Below are 20589 nucleotides of genomic sequence, written 5' to 3'. Positions count from 1 at the left end.
TCAGGTGCAGCCGAAGTTGGACGAGCAGCGTTCCGCGACGCTGCAGGGCAGATACTCCGCCCAGCACAACGCCTTCGGCGTCCTTCGCCTGGCGTTGGCGTGTGGCGTGATCATCGCGCACGCCGGCCCGCTCGGCTTCGGCCAGCACAATCTCGGCGCGGCCACCTTCGGCCGGCAGAGCGACCTCGGCACCCTGTGCCTGTACGGGTTCTTCCTGATTTCCGGATTCCTCATCACCGACAGCGCGCTGCGCTCCACGCTGCGCCAGTACGTCCGCGCCCGCCTGCTGCGGGTCTTTCCCGGGCTGTGGGCCTGCCTGCTGGTCACCGCGTTCGTCTTCGCGCCGCTCGCGGCGCTCTACGAGAACGGCACCCTGGACGGGTTCTGGGGGCACCCGGAGGGACCCTTCGACTACGTCACCACGAACATTCTCGCCTCGATGGAGCAGTTCCCCATCTCCGGGCTGCTGGCCGAGACACCGTACGGACTGATCGTCGGCGGACCCAGCGCGTTCGACGGCTCACTGTGGACACTCCGCTACGACCTGGCGTTCTACGGGATCGTCGGCATCCTGGTGGTCACCTCGGTGCTACACCGGGCGCCTCGTGCCGTGCTCGTCCTGACCGGCGTCTGCTACGCCCTGATCCTGCGCGACTTCTTCACCGCGCCGACCTGGAGCTCCCGCCCGCCGCAACACGGGGCGATCGGGCCGTTCCCGCTGCTCGGCGCGTTCGCCGCCGACTGGACGCTGATGCTCGGCTTCCTGTTCCTGCTCGGTGCGGCCGCCCGCCTGTACGCGCACCGGATCCCGATGACCAGGGAACTGGCCCTGCTGGCCGGCGTCGCGTTGGTCGGCTCGCTGTGGCTGGGCGGGTTCTTCGCGGTGGGCCTGCCGGCGTTCGCCTACCTGGTGCTCTTCGCCGCCGTCGCGCTGCCGAAGCGGCTGTCCGGAATCAGCCGCCGGCACGACTACACCTACGGCATCTACATCTACGGATTCCCGGTGCAGCAGATGATCGCCCTGCTCGGCGGGGCCCGGTTCGGGATGCTCGGGTACATCGTGCTGAGCCTGCTCGGTGCCTTCCTGTTCGCCGCCCTCTCCTGGCACCTGGTGGAACGGCCCGCCCTCGGGTTCAAGACCGGCAGCGGGCGTGCACGGCACCGGCGCGCGGGCCGCACCGCCAGCCCTCGGGCCGTGCTGATCCCCAGCCCGGTCACCGTCAAGGGCGCCGAGACCCGCACCGCCGCGGGCCGGCACAAGGCGGGTGCCCGGCACAGCCGGTCGTCGAAGAACGCCCCCGCCACGGCGGCCACCCCGCGCCGCGCCAAGCGGCTCACCGCAACGGCGCCGTCGTTCCTGGCGGTACCCGTACGGACCAGGAAGGACCTTCCGTTCGACCCGGTCAAGACGCCCACCTCGCACACCCGGTCGGGTCGGTCACACCGCGCGCCGACCACCCCGACGACACCGCCCCGCTGATCACGACGGGGCCGGAGCCAAGCTGGCTCCGGCCCCGTCACCATGCGCCAGGGCAGCCGGCTGACTCAGCCCGAGAAGTCGCGGAACAGCAGGGACGCCAGGGCGAGCGCCAACGCCAGGTTGAACACCGTGGCACTGGCGAAAACCGCCACCGGTCGCCAACCCGCCTCCCGCAGCGACGCGACCCGGACCTCCAGGCCGATGCTGACGAAGGCCAGGATCAGGAACCACACGCGCAGGTCGTTGACGACGGCGATGGTGGCCTTGCCGTCCGCGCCAGCCGCGTCGAGGTACCAGGTGGCGATGACCGAGGCCGCGATGAAGCCGAGGACGAACTTCGGGAACCGCGTCCACAGCTCGGCGAGGCCCGGCCGGGCCGCGCCGGGCCGTCGTTCCACCCGCAGTGTGAAGTACGCGGTGAGCGCGACCGCCACCACGCCCATCAGGGCATTCTGGGTGACCTTGACGATGCTGGCGATCTGGAGCGCCTCCTCACCGGCGAGCGCTCCCGCCGCGGTGACCGCCGCCGTGGTGTCGATGTTGCCACCGATCCAGGCGCCGGCCACCGCGTCGGAGAGCCCGAACACGTCGGCCAACCAGGGCAGGATGAAGATGGACGGCAACGCGAAGACGATGACCAGACTCGCCGTGTAGGCCAACTGCTCGCGGCGCGCCCGCACGGCCCCGGCGGCGGCGATCGCCGCGCTGACCCCGCAGATCGACACCGCCGACGCGAGCAGCGCCCGCAGCTTGTCGTCGAGGCCGAACCTGCCGGCCAACCACCAGGTGAACAGGAACACCCCGCTGATCAGCAGAATCGCCTGGGCGATCGCCGGTCCGGCGGCGCTGGCGATGACGGCCAGGTTGATCGACGCACCGAGCAACACCAGACCGGTCTTGATGAAGAACTCGGTCCGGAACGCGGCGGCGATCCGGTCCCGCCACCCGAGCAGCGTGACGGCGACGTTGCCGAGCAGGCCGAGCAGGATCGCGTACACCGGGTACTCGATCGCCGCTCCGATGTCCTCGACGGCGGTGCCCTCGGCCCAGGCCGGAACGTTCTGCTCCAGGTAGCGGGTGAGCGCGGCGAGACCGACCACGATCAGCAGGCCGATCGCCGTCCACGCCCAGAACGCCCCGTCACGCGCCACACTGGTCGGCTCGGCTGGGCCGACTGCGGTCGACGACGTGTCGCGCTCGCTTGCGGTGGGCGGTTCGTCGGCGGAGGTGCCGGGCTCGTTGTCGGTGCGGGTCACGTCGGCGGTCATCAGGGCACCAGCCCGGCGGGGATGGCACCGAACAGGACCAGGGCGAGCAGGGCCAGACCGAGAATGGTCGCCGCCCAGTCCTCGTTGAACGCGAGCCGGGAATCCGCGGCGGTCTCCGGACTGGGCGGTGACGGATCGGTGGTCATGACGGACCTCCAGACATGGCCCGATCCGGCCGTGGCCGGATCGGTTCAGGGGTGAGCAGGCAGGACGGGGTCTCGGTGACCGCGCGGAGGCCGCCGGGCCGGTTGGGCCACGGGGCGGCGCGTGATTCGGCAGCGGGGCCGAGGAACGGTGCGGGTGGTGCCAGCCGGTCGGTGGTCAGTGACCCGGACAGAGCTCGGAGGCGACCCGCATCAGGTCGACGGCCCGACGCGAGGTGAGGAACGGACCAGCCGGCATTGGCCCATTTTCCTATCGACTCGATAGGAATTCAAGACCGTGAGCGGAGATTTCCCACCAGCCGTCGACGGCGGGCGGCGGGCGGCGGGCCCGGACACACCAGCACAGCGGGGCCGGAGCCATCGCCGGCTCCGGCCCCGTCGGTACGCCCGATCCCCGCTACGGAGTCGGATACCGGGTCAGGTAGACCGGAGCGCCGACCTTCGTCATGTCGGCGGCGTCCCCGACGCCGTTGACCACATGGTCGATCGTCCCGGCGCTGAGGTTGACGGTCATGATGTGGTGCAGCCGTACCCCGGGCCGGTTCGGGACCTCGAAGCCGTTCTCCGTGTGGATCGACGGGTTGTTCTGGTTGAACACGTACACCCCACCCCCGTACAGGGTGTGGTGACGCACCCGGTCACCAACCTTGTACCCGGCCCAGCCCTCGACCGCGCCATTCATCCAGTCGGCCTGCGTCGGCGGGTCGTACGGCAGCTCGTTCTGGTAGAGGATCGTGGTGCCGTGCTCGCCGTTCCAGACCGTGTTGTAGCGCTGGAAGTGCTCGACGAACAGGCCCGTCGCCGTCACGTGGTCGCCGTTGATGACGGCGCCGTAACGGCCGGTGTTGGTACGCCAGCGGTCGGTGTCACCGTTGACGCCCTCGGTGAAGCCCTCGACACCGTGATCACCACGCCACACCCAGGTGTGGTCGATGAGCACGTTGTCGCTGTTGACCTCCAGCGCGGTGTCCGTCCGCCCGATGTGCGGGCCGCCGACCCGGAAGTACACGTCGGAGAGCGTGGTCGGGTTGTGCGGGCTGCTCGCGTTGCGGCCGTGCTCGGCGCCGACCCGCAGCAGGACCGGGGACTCGACGAGGCCGGCGTCGATCGTGACACCGGCGACGATCACCCCGGGAACACCGGCCACGTCCAGCGGGATCGCGCCGTTCACCGCGGTCAGCGTGGCATGCCCGATCCCCAGCACCACGGTGTTCGGACGCCGAACCTCGATGCTGCGCGCGATGTCGTACGTGCCGGGCGTGAGCAGCAGGTGCTTGCCGCGCGCCAACTGGCTGTTGATGACGCGTACCGAGTCCGACGGCTTGGCGATGAAGAAGTCGCCGATCCCGATGGTGCGCCCCGGCGTGATGCCGTCAGCCCAGGAGACGCCCCGGCTGTCGCGCTGCGCGGCGGGCACCCGTACCTGGTAGCGACCCTTGCCGTCGACGAAGAGGTACGGCTTCTCCCGGCTCAGCGGAGTGGTCTCCAGGGTGGTGTACGGCGGGTCGGGGAACGTGGCGTCGTCCGGCGCGCCCTCGACCCCCGCGAACACCTGGTTCCACACCGCGTTGGACCAACTGCCGACCTCGCTGTTGCGGGTCAACCACTGCTGCTGTGAACCGTTCGTCGTGGCCGGCAGCCGCGAGTCGGCGATGAACCCGCCGCTGGCGTACTGCGGGCCGGCGGTGCAGTAGTCCATCAGCGACAGACCACCGCCGCCGATGTTCAGGCGGCGCATCGACACCGCCTGGGAGACCGCCCAGAAGTTCGCCGACGACCGGCAGTCGTCCTGGCCGGCCGCGTTGATGGTGAGCGAGAGGTTGGACAGGGTGCGCCAGAAGTTGACCAGCGCGAGGCAGTTGCCGGTGCCGCCGTCGGCGAGGCAGCGGTTGTAGACCTCCAGCTTGCCGTTGACGGTGACGTCGGTGGGCGAGGCGCCCAGGCCGGACACCTCGGTGTAGTAGCCGACCTTGGCCTGCAACGGCTGCGCGGCCGTGCCGTACGTGCCGGGCTTGAAGAGGTAGGCGTGCCGCTCGGTGCCCATCTCGTTGTCGACCTGCCGGGCGTGCGCCGCGTCCAGGGTCTGCTGGATCTCGCCGACCGGCATCGACGGGTCGAAGATCGTCACGTTCGGGCCGAAGTCCGGTGCGCCGTGAGTCGGGCGGCCGGCGCTGGCCACCGTGCTGGTCATCGTGGTGGCGGTGGTCAACACCAGCGCAAGCAGGAGGGTACGACCGGATCTCCGGCGCACGCGTCGGGACAGGGTTGTCACGTGGTTCGTCCTCTCCGCTGGCCGGCGTACTTCCGGCGCAGCTGGGGGCGGTGAGAGCGCTCTCTGAACCCTGCGGCCGAGAGTGAGGTCGTACCGAAGGGTTGACATGTTTCTACCCCCTGAACCGGCCGCGCGCCATGACCACGGACGGGCGAAACGTCGACATGGCGGTGATACGAGCCGGCTCGCTGTCAGTCAGCCGACACTCATCCGAGCACGCCCGGGAGGGCCGGGTGATGGCGGCCGGCGCTGAGCCGCTCAGCCCCGTTCCCGCTGAGACGTGGATCAGGCCGGGGCGTGTTCATCAGCCAGCGGCAGACCCGTCGCCGGTCGGTCAGCCCATCCGAACCCCTGACGCAGCGCCGGCCCACCCTCCTGCGGAGGGCGGGCCGACACGATGGCGCGATGGCGCGATGGCGCGATGGCGCGAGAGGCGCGATGCTGTGGGAGGTCAGCGCACCCGGCGGCGGCCGCGGGCACCGGCGACGATCGCCACGCCGACGGCGGCGAAGGCGACCTGCAGTAGCAGCTCGATCCAGTCGATTCCGCTGGTCTCGTCGACGCCGAGGGCACCGGCGACGAGGGTGCCGAGGAGCGCTGCGACCACACCGATGAGCAGTGTCAGCCAGATGGGGATGTTCTGCTTGCCCGGTACGACCAGGCGGCCCAGCGCGCCGATGACCAGGCCGATGATGATGGCGGCGAAGAAGCCGGAAATCTCCACGGAAGCCGTCCTTCGAAAGAGAGGTGCAGTCAACGACTTAATTGCCCAAAGCAACCAACCCCCAAACCCGCCCCCACGCGATCTTGCACTTTGTGCTGCCGTAATGCGGCTTTCGCGAACTACGTCACCGCAGAAAGTGCAAGATCGCGGAGGGCTGGGTCCCGGGCCAACCCTCCGCTGTGTCGATCATGGAGTTGTGGTGGGGTGTAGAACGGTTTTTCGCGGCTAAAACGGCCACCATAAGTCCATGATCGACGGAGCGGGGGGTGCGGGGCGGGGCGGGGGCTGGCGGGGCGGGGGCGGTGGGGGGCCGCGGGGGGGGGCTGGCGGGGCCGACGGAGTGGTTGGTGGGGCGTTGTGGTGGGCTTTGGGTTGCCTCGACCGGGGCTAGGATGACCGCCGTGCAGTTCGGGGTGCTCGGGCCGCTCGCCGTGAGCACGGACGCCGGCGAGCCGGTGGTGGTGCCCGGCACGAAGGTCCGGGCGTTGCTGGCCGACCTGCTGGTCAACCGCAACCAGGTGGTCTCGGCGGACCGCCTCATCGACGACCTGTGGGGTGACGACGCCCCCGCCAATCCGACCGGGGCACTCCAGGTGCGGGTGTCGCAGCTGCGCAAGGCGCTCAACGACGCCGAGCCCGGCGCCCGCGAGCTGGTCGAGTCCCGGCCACCCGGCTACCTGCTGCGGGTCGACGCGGTCGACGTCGACCGCTTCGACGAGCTGGCCCGCCGCGCCGATGTCGACCGGCTGACCGAGGCCCTCGCGTTGTGGCGCGGTGAGGCGTACGCCGACGTGGCCGACGCCGAGTTCGTGCGGGCCGAGGCGGCCCGCCTCGCCGAGCAGCGCCTCGTCGTTCAGGAGCGGTTGGCGCAGGCCCGGCTGGCCCGGGGCGAGCATGACCTGGTAGCCGCTGACCTGGCTGAGCTGGTCGCGCGGCATCCGCTGCGCGAGGGCCTGCGGGCGGTGCAGCTACGCGCGTTGTATGCGGCCGGCCGCCAGTCCGAGGCGTTGGAGAGCTACGCGGAGCTACGGGCCCGCCTCGCCGAGGAGTTGGGCCTCGACCCCGGCCCGGAGCTGGTCGCCCTGCACCGCAGGATCCTCGAACAGGACGCCGGCCTGAACGCCCCGACAAAGGCAGCGATCGGGCACGCCGCCAGCCACGCCGACGACACCAACGCCGTCCGGGGCAACCTGCCGGCCCCGCTCGACGAGTTGATCGGGCGGGACGAGGCGCTGGCCGAACTGCGAGCGCTGCTGCCCCGGCAGCGGCTGGTCACGCTGGTCGGCCCGGGCGGCGTCGGCAAGACCCGGCTGGCCACCGAAACGGCTCGCGCGTCGTCCTACCCGGACGGCGTCCGACTGGTCGAGCTGGCCCCGCTCCCGGCCGGTGACGCCCGCATCGCCGACCAGGTGCTCGGCGCTCTGGCCGCACACGAGGCCGCCGGAGCGACCCAGTCGCCCGCCGACCGGGTGGTCACGGCCCTGCGGCACCGGCAGTTGCTGCTCGTGCTGGACAACTGCGAACACGTCATCGAACCGGTCGCCGAGCTGGTCGCCCGGCTGCTGCGCGACGTGCCCGGGGTGAGCGTGCTGGCCACCAGCCGGGAGCCTCTCGGGCTGACCGGTGAGCGGCTCTGGGAGGTACCCCCACTGCCGGTGCCCGACGACGGTGGCCTGGACGCGGTCCGGCGTTCGGCGGCGGCCCGGTTGTTCGTCGCCCGGGCCGCCGCGCAGCAGCGCGGTTTCCGCCTCGACGGGCCGACCGCGACGGCGGTGGCCCAACTGTGCCGCCGCCTCGACGGGCTGCCGCTGGCGTTGGAGCTGGCCGCGACCCGGGTCCGGGCGCTGGGAGTACGCGGGGTGGTGGACCGGCTCGACGACCGGTTCCGGCTGCTCACCTCCGCGCAGCGGGACGTGCCACCCCGGCAGCGGACGCTCACCGCGGTGATCGGTTGGAGTTGGGACCTCCTGGACGAGTCCGACCGGGTGGTGCTCGCCCAACTGGCGGTGTTCCCGGACGGCTGCACCCCGGAGGCCGCCGAAGAGGTCTGCCGAACCGACCTGGACGCTCTCGCCCGGCTGGTGGACCGGTCGCTGGTGGTGCTCGACGACTCCGGCGCGGCCCCCCGCTACCGGCTGCTCGAATCGGTGGCCGCGTTCTGTCTGGAACGCCTCGGCGACGCCGACGAGGTACGCGGGCGGCACGCCTCCTACTACACCGAGCTGGCCGAACGCGCCGACCCCGGGCTGCGCGGAGCCGACCAGCGGCAATGGCTGGCGCTGCTCGACACCGAGCTGGCGAACCTGCGGTCGGCGCTGGCGCACGGTGGTGGGCTGCGCCTGGCGGTCGCACTGAGCTGGTACTGGTTCCTGCGCGGCCGGCTCAGCGAGGCACGGCGGGCGCTGGCCGTGCCCGGCGACGCGGAGCAGGAGGCCCGCGCGGCACCCTGGCGGGTCGGCTTCGCCCTGTCGCAGGGCGAGGTGATCGCCGCCGACGACGTGCGCGCCGCCGTGGCCGCCGACCCGGACAGCCACGCCGCGTGGTTCGCGGCCAATGCGGTGATCGAACAGGGCGACCTGGCCCTGGTCTCGGAGCTGCTACCCACCGCCACCACCGACCCGTGGACCGAGGCGGCGGTGCTGACCTCCCTGGCCCACATCGCCCACGCCAACGGTGACCAGGCCACCCTGGAGCGCACCGCGACCCGCGCCGCCGCGCTCTTCGCCGGCCTCGGCGACCGGTGGGGTCGGCTCCGGGCGACCGAGTGGGTGGGTGGGCTGGCGGACATGCGCGGCGAGCACGAGCGCGCCGCCGCGCTGCACCGGGAGGGGCTGCGCTGGGCCGAGGAGTTGGCGCTGTGGCCGCAGGTCTGCGCCGAGCTGTCCTGGCTGGCCTGGCTCGCCGTGCAGACCCGCGACTACGCCCAGGGTCGGGAGCTGGCCGAACGCGCCTACGACCTGGCGGTGGAGCAGGGCTCGCCCGGCGCGCTGATCTTCGCGGAGATGAGCCTCGGGCTGGCCGCCCGCCGTGACGGCAAGCTCGACCTGGCCGTCACCCACCTCGGCCACCTCGCCGACCTGGGCCGGGCAGAGAGCCAACCCGCGCTCTACCTGCCGATGGTGCTGGTGGAGCTGGGCTACGCGGTCGAGCAGGGCGGCGACCCGGACGCCGCCCTGGCCCTGCACATCGAGGCGTTCGAGGTCGCCGAGGCGATGGCGACCATGCGCGACGCGATCGGCCCGCTGGAGGGGATGGCGGCGGCGGTGCGCTCCCCCGAGGTCGCCGTCCGGCTGCTGGGCGCGGCGGCCGCCGCCCGGATCGCGACGCGGTCCCCCGCCGCGCCGGCCGAACGCGACGACACCGACCGGGTGACCGCACGCCTGCGGGCCGAACTCGGGCCGGAACGCTTCGACGCGCTGCTGGCCGAGGGCGCGCGGCTGAGCCCGGGCGAGGCCCGGGCCCAGCTCTGACCGGTCAGGGAGTCACCTTCGGCTGGTACGAGGCGACGATCACGCCGCTCTTGTGCACCCGGGTGTCGATCAGGTCGAACGACGCCTTGACGTCGGCCAGCGGCGTGGTGAGGCTGGGGCCGCCCTCCAGCACCGGGTGGATCCAGAACCGGACCTCGTCCACCAGGCCCGCCCGGATCAACTGGGCGGTGACCGAGCCGAAGCCGTACTGGATGATGTTCTTGCCCTCCTGGGCCTTGAGCGCGGTGACCGCCTCGACCAGGTCACCCTGGAGCACCTCGGTGTTGTTCCAGGTGGGGTCGGTCAGGGTGGTCGAGGCGACGTACTTCTTGACGTTGTTGAAGTACGCGGCGCCCGTGCTCGGGTCGCTCTCGTCCCGGGTCGGCCAGGCGGCGGACATGCCGTCGTAGGTGGCCCGGCCCATCAGCATCGCGTCGGCCTCCTCGGTCTGCGCACCGGCGAGGCTGGCCGCCTCCTCGTCGAAGTACGGCATGGTCCACATCGGGTTTTCGATGACGCCGTCGAGGGTGATGTAGGTCGAGTTGACGAGCTTGCGCATCGGGATCTCCTGGGTGTCTGTCGTGCTCTCCGGTGACACCCAGAACTCTGCCGGAGCCCGCTTACGGTTCGCTTCAGGTGCTCTTACCGGTGTCGTCGAGCGGGCCCGGCGGCCGTTCGGTCAACGGGATCGGCAGCGCCTGCGGGGTCACCGTGCCGCCGCCGCTCGAGTGGGCCGGAGCGGGGCGGTCACCGCCGCGGCTGTGCAGCCGTCCGCGCCCGGCCGGACCGGCCCGCCGGGTCACCTCGACGGTCACCATCCGCACCGGCGGTGGCGGCGCGCTGAAACGCCCGACGCCCCACCGCACCCAGATCGGGATCCGGCCGGCGTCCGCCTCCGCGCGCAGCTTCTGCACCGTACGGGCCCGGTCGGTGTGGTCGACCTCCACCACGACGGGCGGAGCGTCCGGACGGGCACACGCCACGTCGAGCACCGAGTGCCGCTGCTCCAGCGGCGGTGGCAACGGCAGCACGCTGGGCGCACGCCGGTAGACCCGCCAGCCCTGGGCCTCGGCCCACCGCACCACCGAATCGATCACCAGCGCGGTGACCTCGTCGGTGTCCAGGTCGACGAAGGTGACCTCGGCCAGCCAGCGACCGAGGTCCGCGGCCAACCGCTCGTCCTGCGCCGCCACCTCCACCGGCGCAGGATAACGCCTCAGCCGAGGACGGTCGCGGTCGCGGCGAGGTACCGGGTCAGCCAGCCGGTGGTGGCCGTGCGGGCCGCCTCGGCGTTGGCCCGCGACAGGAAATCGTGCCCCTCGCCGGCGAGCGCCAGGTGTCCGTGCGGCACCCCCCGGTCGGCGAGGGCCTGGGCGACCTGGGCCGACTCGCCCGCCGGCACGTTGGTGTCGTTGGCGCCGTGGATCAGCAGCACCGGCACGTCCAGCCGGTCGATGTGGGTCAGCGGGGAGAGCTCGCGCAGCAGGTCGGCGTCGCGGTGCGGGTCGCCGTACTTGCTGACGGCGGCGGCGGCGATCCACGGCTCGGTGCCGGCGAAGAAGGTCCGGAAGTCGGAGATGCCGCACTCGGCGACCCCGGCGGCGAACAGACCGGGGAAGTTCACCAGTACCGCGAGGACCAGGTAACCGCCGTAGGAGCGGCCCAGGACGCCGAGCTGGCCGGGCCGGGCGACGCCGGCGTCGACGAGGAACTCGGCGCAGGCCGCCACGTCGGCGATCGCGCCGTAGCGGCCGGCGAGGTTGTCGGCGGCGACGAACGAACGGCCGAACCCGGACGACCCACGGACGTTGGGCGCGAAGACCGCGATGCCCTGCGCCACCAGGGCCTGGAACAGCGGGTTCCAGCCGGGACGCTCCTGTGCCTCCGGGCCACCGTGCAGGCTGATCGCGGTCGGCCAGGGGCCCGGCCCGGCCGGACGGTAGAGCCAGCCGGAGAGCGGCAACCCGTCGCGGGCGCGCAGGTCGAGAAGTTGCGGTGCGACGCCGGCGTTGTCCGTACGCGGGACGCCGGTGTCCGGCCGCAGCGGGCGCGGCGCCCCGGTCGACGGGTCGACCAGCCACACCTCCCGCGGCTGCACCGGCCCCTGCGCGGTGACGCAGAGCAGGCCACCGTCGGCGGCGAATACGGTGTCGCCGAGCACCTCGCCGGGGGCGGCGACGGCCCGCTGCACACCGCTGGCGAAGTCGAGCAGGCTGAGCTCGCTGCGCCCGCCGTAGGTGTTCCACAGCAACGCGCCACGCTGCCCGTCCGCGCTGGGCGTGACGTGTTCCAGCTCGGCGTCCGGTCGTCCGGCGAGCCGGGTCGGCGGCTGCTCCGGTCGGGTCAGGTCGACCCGTACCAGCGTGGCGAGTTCGGAGTACGCGTCGGTGCGGGCCAGCACGCTCGTACCGTCCGGGCCGAACCAACCCTGGTCCGTGCTGCCCCTCCCGGTGTCCGGCAGGAGCCGCCGCCGGACGCCGGTGGCCACGTCGATCACCTCCAGCCAGCGGGCGTTCCGGGGGCCGCGGCGCAACAGCGCGGTGCCCGCGTCCGGGGTCACGTCCAGGAGGGTGAGCAGGTCGCCCTGGGCGAGCACCCGCCGGTGCCCGGTGGCCGCGTCGACGAGCAGGGCCTGCCCGTGATCGTCGGACTCGGTGACCGCCAGCACCGCGCCGTGCGGCAGCCAGCCGGCCAGCGCGGCGCTGCGGCGGCCGAAACCGGCAACCTGGTGGCGTGCCGTGCCGTCCGGGCGCAGCACCCACAGCTCGGTGCGGGGCGCGCCGCCGGGGGCGACGACACAGGCCAGCCACTGACCGTCCGGGGACCAGCTCAGCGCGAGAACCGGTTCGTCGCCGACGGGCAGCGCGACGGGCGCCCCCGCGTCGACCTGGCAGACCCAGACGCCGGGCGTCCCGGCCCGGTCGGAGAGGAACGCCACCCGGCGGCCGTCGGGGGACGGTGCGGGGGCGAAGTCCTCGCTGATCGGCACCGAGGGCGACACCGTCCGGTGGCTCGCGGGTCGGGCCCGCCGGCTGGTGCGCGGCGGCTCAATCCGTACGCTCATCTAAACCCCGATCCGCTGCAACCAGAGCTCCAGCAGCCCCAGCTGCCAGAGCGCGTTGGAGCCCAGCGTGGTCCGCCGGGCGTTCGGCGCGTCCAGCAACTCCTCCAGGTAGTCCTTGCGGAACAGACCCCGCTCGCGCGCCGGCCGGGCGGTCAGCGCGTCCCGCACGTCGTCGAGCAGTGGACCGGAGAGGTGCCGGATGGCGGGCACCGGGAAGTAGCCCTTCGGCCGGTCGATCACCTCGTCCGGGACGATGCCCCGGCTCGCGGCCTTCAGCACCCCCTTGCCGCCCTGCGCCAGCTTCATGGTCGGTGGGCAGGCGGCGGCCAGCTCGACCACCTCGTGGTCGAGGAACGGCACGCGGGCCTCCAGCCCCCAGGCCATCGTCATGTTGTCGACCCGCTTGACCGGGTCGTCGACGAGCATCACCAGGCTGTCCAGGCGCAGCGCCGCGTCCAGCGCGGTGTCCGCGCCGGGCGCGCCGAAGTGCGTGGCGACGAACTCCAGGCTGGCGTCGTGGTCGAGCATCCACTCGGGCGCCAGGTGCCCGCCGAGCGCGTCGTGGCGACGATCGAAGAACACCCGGGCGTACGCCTCGACGGCGTCTTCGCGGGCCACGTTGGCCATCGGCGGGTACCAGTCGTAGCCGGCGAGGATCTCGTCGGCGCCCTGCCCGGACTGCACGACGGTGATGCGCTGGGAGACCTCCTCGGAGAGCAGGTGAAATGCGACGCAGTCGTGGCTGACCATCGGTTCGCTCATCGCCCCGATGGCCTGGTGCACGGCGGGCACGAACCGCTTCGCGTCGATGCGGATCTGCTGGTGGTCGGTGTCGAAGTGGCGGGCCATCAGGTCGGAGTAGTGGAACTCGTCGCCGCTCTCCCCCGCCGCCGCCTCGAAGCCGATGCTGAAGGTGGCCAGGCCGGTCTGGCCCTGCTCGGCCAGCAGGGCGACGATCAGGCTGGAGTCGAGACCGCCGGAGAGCAGCACGCCGACCGGCACGTCGGCGACCATCCGCCGTCGTACGGCGGTGCGCAACGCCGCCATGAGCCGTTCCTGCCACTCGTCGGCGGACATGGCGGGGGCGGCGGCCCGGTTGAACTCCGGCCGCCAGTAGGTGGTGTCGCTGCTCCGGCCGTCTGCGGTGATCACCCGGACGGTGGCCGGCGGCAGCTTGCGGACCCCGGCAAGGATCGTGCGCGGTGCCGGCACCACCGAGTGGAAGCTCATGTAGTGGTGCAGCGCCACCGGGTCGAGGTCGGTGTCCACGTCACCGGCGGCGAGCAGCGCCGGCAGGGTCGAGGCGAAGCGCAGCCGGCCCGGCCCCTCGGCCAGGTAGAGCGGCTTGATGCCGAGCCGGTCCCGGGCCAGCACCAGGGTGTGCGTGGCCAGCTCGACCAGGGCGAACGCGAACATCCCGTAGAACCGTTCGACGCAGGCCGTCCCCCACCGGTGGTACGCCTTGATGATCACCTCGGTGTCCGAGGTGGACCGGAAGGAATAGCCGGCGGCGGTCAGCTCGTCGCGCAGCTCCCGGTAGTTGTAGACACAGCCGTTGAAGACCACCGCCAGGCCCAGCTCGTGGTCGACCATCGGCTGGGCGCCCGCGTCGGACAGGTCGATGATGCGCAGTCGGCGGTGGACCAGGGCCACCGGACCCTGCTGCCACCGACCCTCGCCGTCCGGGCCCCGGGAGGCCAGGGCGGGGAGCATCCGCTCGACGGCGGCCAGGTCCGGCGACGCCCCGTCGAGGCGGAACTCGCCTCCGATACCGCACATGGCTCACACCTCTCATCGGCTCGATCCGCTGGGGCGCTGACCGGTCCAGGCTTGGCGGACCGGGTTGCGTCCCGATGACGGGTGGGTCAAGCGTCGGTTACGCCGACGGTTCGTCGGCTCCACCGAGCAGCCAGGTGTCCTTCGAACCGCCGCCGCGCGACGAGTTGACGATCATGCTGCCGGCCGGCGCCACCCGGGTCAGCGCCACCGGCGCGACCTCGGCGGTGTCACCGAGGAACACGAACGCCCGCAGGTCGACGTGGCGGGGAGCCAGCGCGGTGCCGTCGAAGACCGGGTGGGTGGTCAGCGCGATCATCTCCTGGGCGATCCACCGGTGCGGGGCCGCGAGGATCTGCTCCCGGACGGCGTCCAACTCCTCCGCCTCGGCGCGGGGGCCGATCACGACCCGGTCACCGCCGTACCCGTCGACCGGCTTGAGGACCAGCTCGTCGAGCCGGCCCAGCACCTCGGCCCGCTGCTCGGGCAGCCCGCACAGGTACGTCGGCACGTCCCCGAGCAGCGGCTTCTCGCCCAGGTAGTACTCGATCAGCCGGGGCACGTACGCGTACAGCGCCTTGTCGTCACCGACGCCGTTGCCCAGCGCGTTGGCCAGGGTGAGCCGCCCGGCGTGCACGGCGGCGAGCAGCGGCCAGCCCAGCGGCACCCCGTCCGCGCCGGGCGCGTGCAGCAGCGCCTCCTCGTCCATCCGCAGGTAGATCACGTCGACCTCGCGGCGGCAGCCCTCGCGGACCAGCCGAACCCGCCCCTCCTCCACCAGCAGGTCGCTGGTCTCGGTCAGCGGCACGCCCATCTCGTCGGCCAGCAGCCGGTGCTCGAACCACGCCGGATCACCGGGGCCGCTGCTGAGCACCACCACGGCGGGGTCGTCGGCCGCGGCAGGGGCGGCGGCGACCAACGCCCGGTACAGCATCGCCGGCGTCTCGTCGGCGGGCAGCAGATCCGCCGGCACCGGCAGCTCCGGCAGCACCGCCCGGGTCAGCCGACGGTTCTGCACCGCGTAGCCGATCCCGGAGGGCACCCGCAGGTTGTCCTCCAGCACGTACCAGCCGCCGTCCGGGTCCCGGACGAGGTCGGTGCCGGACACCTGGGCGCGGGTGCCCCGCCGGCCCATCAGCGCCCCGGTCGGGCGCAGGCCGGGTGAGGACTCCACCACCCACGCCGGCACCACGCCGTCGGCCACCACCGCCCGGTCGGCGTAGACGTCGCGCAGGAAGGCGTCGAGGGCGCGGGCGCGTTGCACCAGGCCGGTACGCAGGGTCCGCCAGTCGGCGGCGGGCACCACCCGGGGCACCAGGTCGACCGGGAAGAGCCGGGTGCTCGCCTCGCCGGCCACGCTGAACGTCACGCCCCGGGCCCGCTGCTCCTCGTCCCGGTCGTGTTCGCGTCGACGCAGCGCCCCGGCACCGAGTTGGCGCAGGGTCGCGAGTATCGGGGCGTACGCCGGTTGCGGTCCGGCCGGGCCGAAGACCTCGTCGCCGGCGTCGGCGTACGTGGGCAGCGCCGGCGGTGTCGGCGCACCCGGCAGCGGACCGCGGACCCGGCCCCGGGTCTCGTCGAGCAGCAGGTCGACCACGTCGGCCAACCGGCCCCGTCGCTCGTACGCCCGCCGCTGCCGGGCGGCGGAGCTGCCGCGTTCCAGCGCGTGCCGGGTCAGCTCGCTGACCTGCTCCCAGTCCCCGGTCGCCTCCAACTGTGGGCGCAGGTCGCTGACCAGGCGGCGGACCGCCTGGGCGGCCGGCACCGGTCGGGCCGACCGGGGCAGGTCGAGCAGGTCCCCTTCCAACCCGGAGCGGGCCGCCCGCCACAGGGCGGCGCGCAGCACCGGGGGTCGGACGGCCGTGCGCTCCACCCCGGCGCGCAGGGCGGCGACCTCCCGTCGGACGAGCGCCCGGAACAGACCGGTGAGCAGGACGATGATCTCCACGTCGGCGTTGGCGTCGGTGATCCGCAGCTCCACAGTGGGCACGTGCGCCGACGGCCGGACGTCGAAATAGATCATGGCGGGGTCGGTGATTGTCTCGGAGGAGATCAGCTCGGCGACCAGCGCCTCGTGGTCCGCGGCGCTGGTCACCTCGCCCGGGTCACCGGCGGTGGGCCACCGCTGCCAGACCAGGGACCGCACGCTGGCGTAGCCGCTGTCCTGACCCATCCAGTACGGCGAGCTGGTGGAGAGGGCCAGCAGCACCGGCAGCCACGGCTGGACCCGACGGGTGACCGCCACCGCCAGGTCCCGGTCGGAGACGCCGACGTGCACCTGCGCTCCGCAGATCAACTGCTCCCGGGCGAGCATCTGGTACTCGTCGAGCATCCGGCGGTAGCGGGAGGTGGGGGTGACGCTCGGGTCGCCGTCGGCGCGCAGCGGCACCGTACCGGCCGCCACGATGCCCAGACCGGCCCGGTCGGCGACCTGGACGGCCGCCTGACGCAGCCGGGTCAGCTCGGCGCGGATCTCGTCCAGGGTGCGGCAGACCGCGGTGTTGGTCTCCACCACGCTGCGGTGCAACTCGGCGGTGAACGAGGCCGCCGGCAAGCGGTCGAGCAACTCCCCGGCGCGGGGCACCAACTCCCGGGTGTGCAGGTCGACGACGTGGAACTCCTCCTCCACCCCGATCGTGGCCAGGTCCGCCGGGTCACCGTCGTCCAGCGACAGGACCGGATTGGTACGGGGGGCGGGCGGCGTCCGGCCGTTGCCGGACCGGCTGACCGGCTCGTCGTACGTCGGCGCGTTCGTGGTGTTGTCGGCCATGGTCACCCCGGTTCGCGTGTCGGTGGTCTGGCTGTCCGACGAGCGTTCCCAGGGTTGGTACCGGGGGTGTTTCGGGCGCGTTAAGGTGACGCGCCCGTTCCGCCCGCGCTGCTCAGGGGGCGGCACGTGATGTCGGGGTGTCCCACCGGCCTGGACACCCCGACATCAACAGTCTCGATTCGATCAATCCCGGTCAAGGAGCCGCCGGGGTCACCTCATGTTGGCCACCACGAACGGCGCGTGGCCGTGCAGGTAGTTGGTCCACCCACCGGTGACCGGTGCTCCCGGGCTGAGCAGGTTGGTGGTGTCGGTGCCGACGTCGAGCTTCCAGGCCGTCCAGGAGATGCCGTTCGCCTTCATCCAGTCGATCCAGGACTGCGCCTCCGGCAGACAGGCCCGGCCGTCGAGACCGCCGTCGGCGTTGCTGGCTCCCCACTCCGTGACGAACAGCGCCAGACCCGCGCGGATCGCCGCGTCGCCCTTGGCCCGCAGCGACGCCCCGTGCGTGCAGGAGTAGAAGTGCAGGGTGTACATCAGGTTGGTGCCGGTGACCGGGCTGGCCGCCGCGACGTCCACGTCCTGTGACCAGGTTGGGGTGCCGAGCACGACGATGTTGTCCGGGTCGGCGGCGCGGATCGCGGACACCACGGCCTGGTGGTACGGCTTGATGACGTTGGTCCAGCTGACCTGGAGTGGCTCGTTGTAGGGCTCCCAGATGACGTTGGGCAGGTGGCCGTACCGGCGGGCCAGGTCGCCGAAGAACGCCACCGCCTGCGACTGGTTGTTCTGCGCCTCGTGCGCGTGCCAGTCGACGATCACGTAGACCCCGGCGGTGACCGCGTTGTTGATGATGGTCTCCACCTGCGCGCGGGCCTTGTTCGGGTCGCTCAGGTACGCCCCCGCCGGCTCCACCCCCATGGCCGCGCGGATCACCTGGAGGTTCCAGTTGTCCCGCATCCAGCGCAGCGCGGAGAGGTTCTCGGCGTACGGGGCGGTTTCCCAGTTGAGCCACATGCTGCTGATACCGCGCAACTGCACCCGCGCGCCGTTCTTGTCGCACATCGTCGTGCCGCAGACCCGCAGTTGCCCGTGCCGCTCGACCGGCGTGCCGGTGGTCGGGGGCGGGGTGGTCGGTGGCGGCGTGGTGGGTGGCGGCGTGGTGGGTGGCGGGGTGGTCGGGGGCGGACCGCCGGCGCAGGACGCGCCGTTCACCGTGCAGTTGAGGGGGGTGCCGGTGCCGTTGACGAGGAAGCCGAACGAGGTGGAGGCGCCGGCGGCGAGGGTGCCGTTCCAGGACATGTTGGCGAAGGTGTAGTGGCTGCCCGAGGTCGTCTGCTGCGCGTTCCACGACTGGCTGACGGTCGAGGAGGACGGCAGGTCGAACTCGACCCGCCAACTGGTGATCTGGGCGGAGGTGTTGTTGGTGACGGTGACCTGCCCCTGGTAGCCGTTGCCCCAGTTGTTGGTCACGGAGAACACGGCGCTCGCCGCGCTGGCCGGTGTGGCGGCGGCCAGCGCCACCCCACCGGCGAGCAGGCCGGCGACGGCCAGAGTCGTGACAAGTCTCGGTGTGCGCATGCGGAACCCGCTTCGGATCGACGGTGGTGGTCTGAGGCGGGGCGGCGCCTGGGCGCAGGATATCGATCATTGCCTATGGGAGCAAGGTGGAGGCTCTGGCCGGAGGGCTCAGCACCGGCGCCCGGCCCCGATCAGGCCGGTCCCCCGCGGGCGCTCAGGAGGCTCGGCGTACCCGGTAGGCCAGGTGGGTGACGCCGTCGCCCTCGACCACGCTGAACGGGCCGTCCAGCTGAAGTGGGGCGATCTTCAGGTCGGCGAAGAGCGGGATGCCGGCACCGAGTAGGACCGGAACGAGGTCGACGTGCACCTCGTCGAGCAGGCCGGCCTCGACGACCTGGGCCGCGATGGTGCCGCCGTTGACACCGACCTCCTTGTCGCCGGCGATCGCCTTCGCCCGGTCGACGGCGCTCTCGATGCCCTCGGTGACGAAGACGAAGGAGTCACTCTCCGGCGCCCACCCCTCCGGCACGCTGTGCGTGACCACCACGACGGGCACGTCCAGCGGATGCCGGCCACCCCACCCGCTGGTGATGTCGAAGAGCCGGCGGCCGACGACGAGCGCTCCGGTCCGCTCGGTGATCGCCCGCAGATGCCGGGCACTCGTGGCGGACGTCCGAAAGGTCAGCTCGGGGTCGACCGTCGGCGTCTCGACGTCGCCGTTCTCGTACCACTGGAAGAGGTACTCGAAGCCACCGTGGGACGCGTCCGCGATGTAGCCGTCCAACGACATCGTCGCCCAGGTCGTCACCTTCGTCATCGATCCACCCCTTGGTCCGTGCCGGGTCGGCTCATCGGCGGAACCGGGTGCGTCCGGTCCGTCACCCCGTGGTCGAAGCTGGCGCGACAGTCCCGACACGCTCAACGACCGCTCCCAGTGTCAGCTGTCGGCGTCAGGGGCGCAGCGCGTTGAGCACGAGCTCGGCGTAGCGGCGCCACACCGCCGGGTCGCGCTCGTCGAGCACGATGAGCTGCCGGACCGCTCCGCAGAGGATGACCCGGATGTCCAGCTCCCCGGCGTCCGGGCGGATCCCGCCGGACGCTCGGGCTGCCGCCACCAGCTGCCCGATCAGGGCCAGGATACGCGCGGCGGGCACCAGCCTGCCCTCGAAGAACGCGTCGGCGAGGACCCGGTCGCGGGCGAGGCGTCCGAACAGGTCGGGCACGAAGGAACACCACTCCCGGTACGCGTCAGCGCCGTCGAGCGCCGCCCGGATGCGCTGCTCCAACTCCTCGAACTGCCGCTGGACGACCGCGACGATCAGGTCGTCCTTGCTGGGATAGCTGCGGTACACGGTCGCGCGTCCCACTCCGGCCCGCTCAGCCACCTGCGGCACCGTCACCTGGAGGCCCTGCTCGCTGAAGAGTTCCCGGGCGGCGGTGATGACCCGCTCCTGGTTGCGACGGGCGTCCAGACGCCGATGGGGAGCATCCGGGGCGCTCGGCGTCGACGGTGTCATGGCTTCAGTCTGCCCGCTCGGTCTCGTCGGTCAGCAGCGGCTCGTCGCCGTACACGGTGGTGAGTTCGACGTTGAGCACCGTGGCGACCCGGCCGAACGACCAGTAGTAGCCGATCACCTGGAGCACCTCGACGATCTCGCGCTCGCTGAGGATGTGCCGCACCTGGTCGAAGAGGTCGTCGGGAACCCGGGGTGAGCGCACCACCTCGGCGGCGAACCGGATGAGCGTCCGGTCGTGGGCCGGAAGGTCCGGGTTGTCGATGTCCCGGCTGCTGATGATCTCGCGAGTGCGCTGGTCGACGCCGGCCGCCGCGGACATCGGGCGGTGCTGGGCCGCCACGAACTCGCACCCGGTGTACTCGGCCACCGTCAGGATGACCAACTCCCGCGAGCGGGCGGGCAGCTCCAACGAGGTGAACTGCGCCCTCGCGAGCTGGATGAAGAGGTTCACCGTGCCGACCGAGTGGGTCAGCATCCTGACCATCGGGTCGGGCGGCAGGGCGGACAGGACGTCGCGGACGTCGGCCGGAATCGCGTTCGGGTCGGGGTCGGCAAGGCGGGGCATG

Annotated in this window: 16 protein-coding genes; 2 read left to right on the top strand and 14 right to left on the bottom strand. The window is 72.2% G+C overall.

Annotated features, from left to right (window positions below):
• The first annotated feature begins 4 nt into the window (after positions 1 to 4).
• Positions 5 to 1480 carry an acyltransferase family protein gene (locus ACZ6NZ_RS09010; protein WP_465857235.1) on the top strand — a complete coding sequence of 492 codons (1476 nt, stop codon included), beginning with the start codon at positions 5 to 7 and terminating at the stop codon, positions 1478 to 1480.
• 65 nt (positions 1481 to 1545) lie between these two features.
• Here ACZ6NZ_RS09010 and ACZ6NZ_RS09005 read toward each other — a convergent pair whose 3' ends face one another.
• The 5 genes from ACZ6NZ_RS09005 to ACZ6NZ_RS08985 form a co-directional block, all read right to left on the bottom strand.
• Entirely contained in the window at positions 1546 to 2748 is a 1203-nt protein-coding gene (locus ACZ6NZ_RS09005) for a YeiH family protein (protein ID WP_465857233.1), read from the bottom strand.
• Positions 2748 to 2894, bottom strand: a complete 147-nt coding sequence (locus tag ACZ6NZ_RS09000; protein WP_465857231.1) for a hypothetical protein — start codon at positions 2892 to 2894, stop codon at positions 2748 to 2750. The genes ACZ6NZ_RS09005 and ACZ6NZ_RS09000 overlap by 1 nt, the downstream gene beginning before the upstream one ends.
• A 175-nt stretch (positions 2895 to 3069) precedes the next feature.
• Positions 3070 to 3150, bottom strand: a complete 81-nt coding sequence (locus ACZ6NZ_RS08995) for a putative leader peptide (RefSeq protein ID WP_465857410.1) — start codon at positions 3148 to 3150, stop codon at positions 3070 to 3072.
• Positions 3151 to 3309: 159 nt separating this feature from the next.
• Positions 3310 to 5103 carry an adenylyl cyclase gene (locus ACZ6NZ_RS08990; protein WP_465857408.1) on the bottom strand — a complete coding sequence of 598 codons (1794 nt, stop codon included), beginning with the start codon at positions 5101 to 5103 and terminating at the stop codon, positions 3310 to 3312.
• 532 nt (positions 5104 to 5635) lie between these two features.
• Positions 5636 to 5908 carry a GlsB/YeaQ/YmgE family stress response membrane protein gene (locus ACZ6NZ_RS08985; RefSeq protein WP_366606424.1) on the bottom strand — a complete coding sequence of 91 codons (273 nt, stop codon included), beginning with the start codon at positions 5906 to 5908 and terminating at the stop codon, positions 5636 to 5638.
• Positions 5909 to 6300: 392 nt separating this feature from the next.
• Between ACZ6NZ_RS08985 and ACZ6NZ_RS08980 the strand changes: the two genes are divergently transcribed.
• Positions 6301 to 9378 (top strand): AfsR/SARP family transcriptional regulator, encoded by a 3078-nt coding sequence (locus ACZ6NZ_RS08980; protein WP_465857228.1) that lies wholly within the window; start codon positions 6301 to 6303, stop codon positions 9376 to 9378.
• A 4-nt stretch (positions 9379 to 9382) separates the two neighbouring features.
• On the opposite strand, the gene ACZ6NZ_RS08975 is transcribed toward ACZ6NZ_RS08980, so the two are convergent.
• The 9 genes from ACZ6NZ_RS08975 to ACZ6NZ_RS08935 all read right to left on the bottom strand — a co-directional run bounded on the left by ACZ6NZ_RS08975 (position 9383) and on the right by ACZ6NZ_RS08935 (position 20588).
• Complete coding sequence (locus ACZ6NZ_RS08975) at positions 9383 to 9937, bottom strand: dihydrofolate reductase family protein (RefSeq protein WP_465857226.1); 555 nt, start codon at positions 9935 to 9937, stop codon at positions 9383 to 9385.
• 73 nt (positions 9938 to 10010) lie between these two features.
• Positions 10011 to 10577 (bottom strand): hypothetical protein, encoded by a 567-nt coding sequence (locus ACZ6NZ_RS08970; protein ID WP_465857224.1) that lies wholly within the window; start codon positions 10575 to 10577, stop codon positions 10011 to 10013.
• A 17-nt stretch (positions 10578 to 10594) separates the two neighbouring features.
• Complete coding sequence (locus ACZ6NZ_RS08965) at positions 10595 to 12442, bottom strand: S9 family peptidase (protein ID WP_465857222.1); 1848 nt, start codon at positions 12440 to 12442, stop codon at positions 10595 to 10597.
• A complete protein-coding gene (locus ACZ6NZ_RS08960; RefSeq protein ID WP_465857220.1) occupies positions 12443 to 14221 on the bottom strand; it encodes an N-acetylglutaminylglutamine amidotransferase in 1779 nt (592 codons plus the stop codon).
• A gap of 97 nt (positions 14222 to 14318) precedes the next feature.
• Entirely contained in the window at positions 14319 to 16988 is a 2670-nt protein-coding gene (locus ACZ6NZ_RS08955) for a glutamate--cysteine ligase (protein ID WP_465857218.1), read from the bottom strand.
• Positions 16989 to 17198: 210 nt separating this feature from the next.
• Positions 17199 to 18566 carry a cellulase family glycosylhydrolase gene (locus ACZ6NZ_RS08950; protein ID WP_465857216.1) on the bottom strand — a complete coding sequence of 456 codons (1368 nt, stop codon included), beginning with the start codon at positions 18564 to 18566 and terminating at the stop codon, positions 17199 to 17201.
• A gap of 154 nt (positions 18567 to 18720) precedes the next feature.
• Positions 18721 to 19323, bottom strand: coding sequence for a dihydrofolate reductase family protein (locus ACZ6NZ_RS08945; RefSeq protein WP_465857214.1), 603 nt, complete (start codon positions 19321 to 19323; stop codon positions 18721 to 18723).
• Between the two features lie 133 nt (positions 19324 to 19456).
• Positions 19457 to 20023: a TetR/AcrR family transcriptional regulator gene (locus tag ACZ6NZ_RS08940; protein WP_465857212.1), complete on the bottom strand. Its 567-nt coding sequence runs from the start codon at positions 20021 to 20023 to the stop codon at positions 19457 to 19459.
• A gap of 4 nt (positions 20024 to 20027) precedes the next feature.
• Positions 20028 to 20588, bottom strand: coding sequence for a carboxymuconolactone decarboxylase family protein (locus ACZ6NZ_RS08935; protein ID WP_465857210.1), 561 nt, complete (start codon positions 20586 to 20588; stop codon positions 20028 to 20030).
• Position 20589: the final 1 nt, after the last annotated feature.

It is taken from the genome of Micromonospora sp. NPDC047756, from assembly GCF_055587245.1.
The sequence above is the reverse complement of the archived record's forward strand: the minus strand, read 5'-3'. Positions and strand labels throughout refer to the sequence as shown.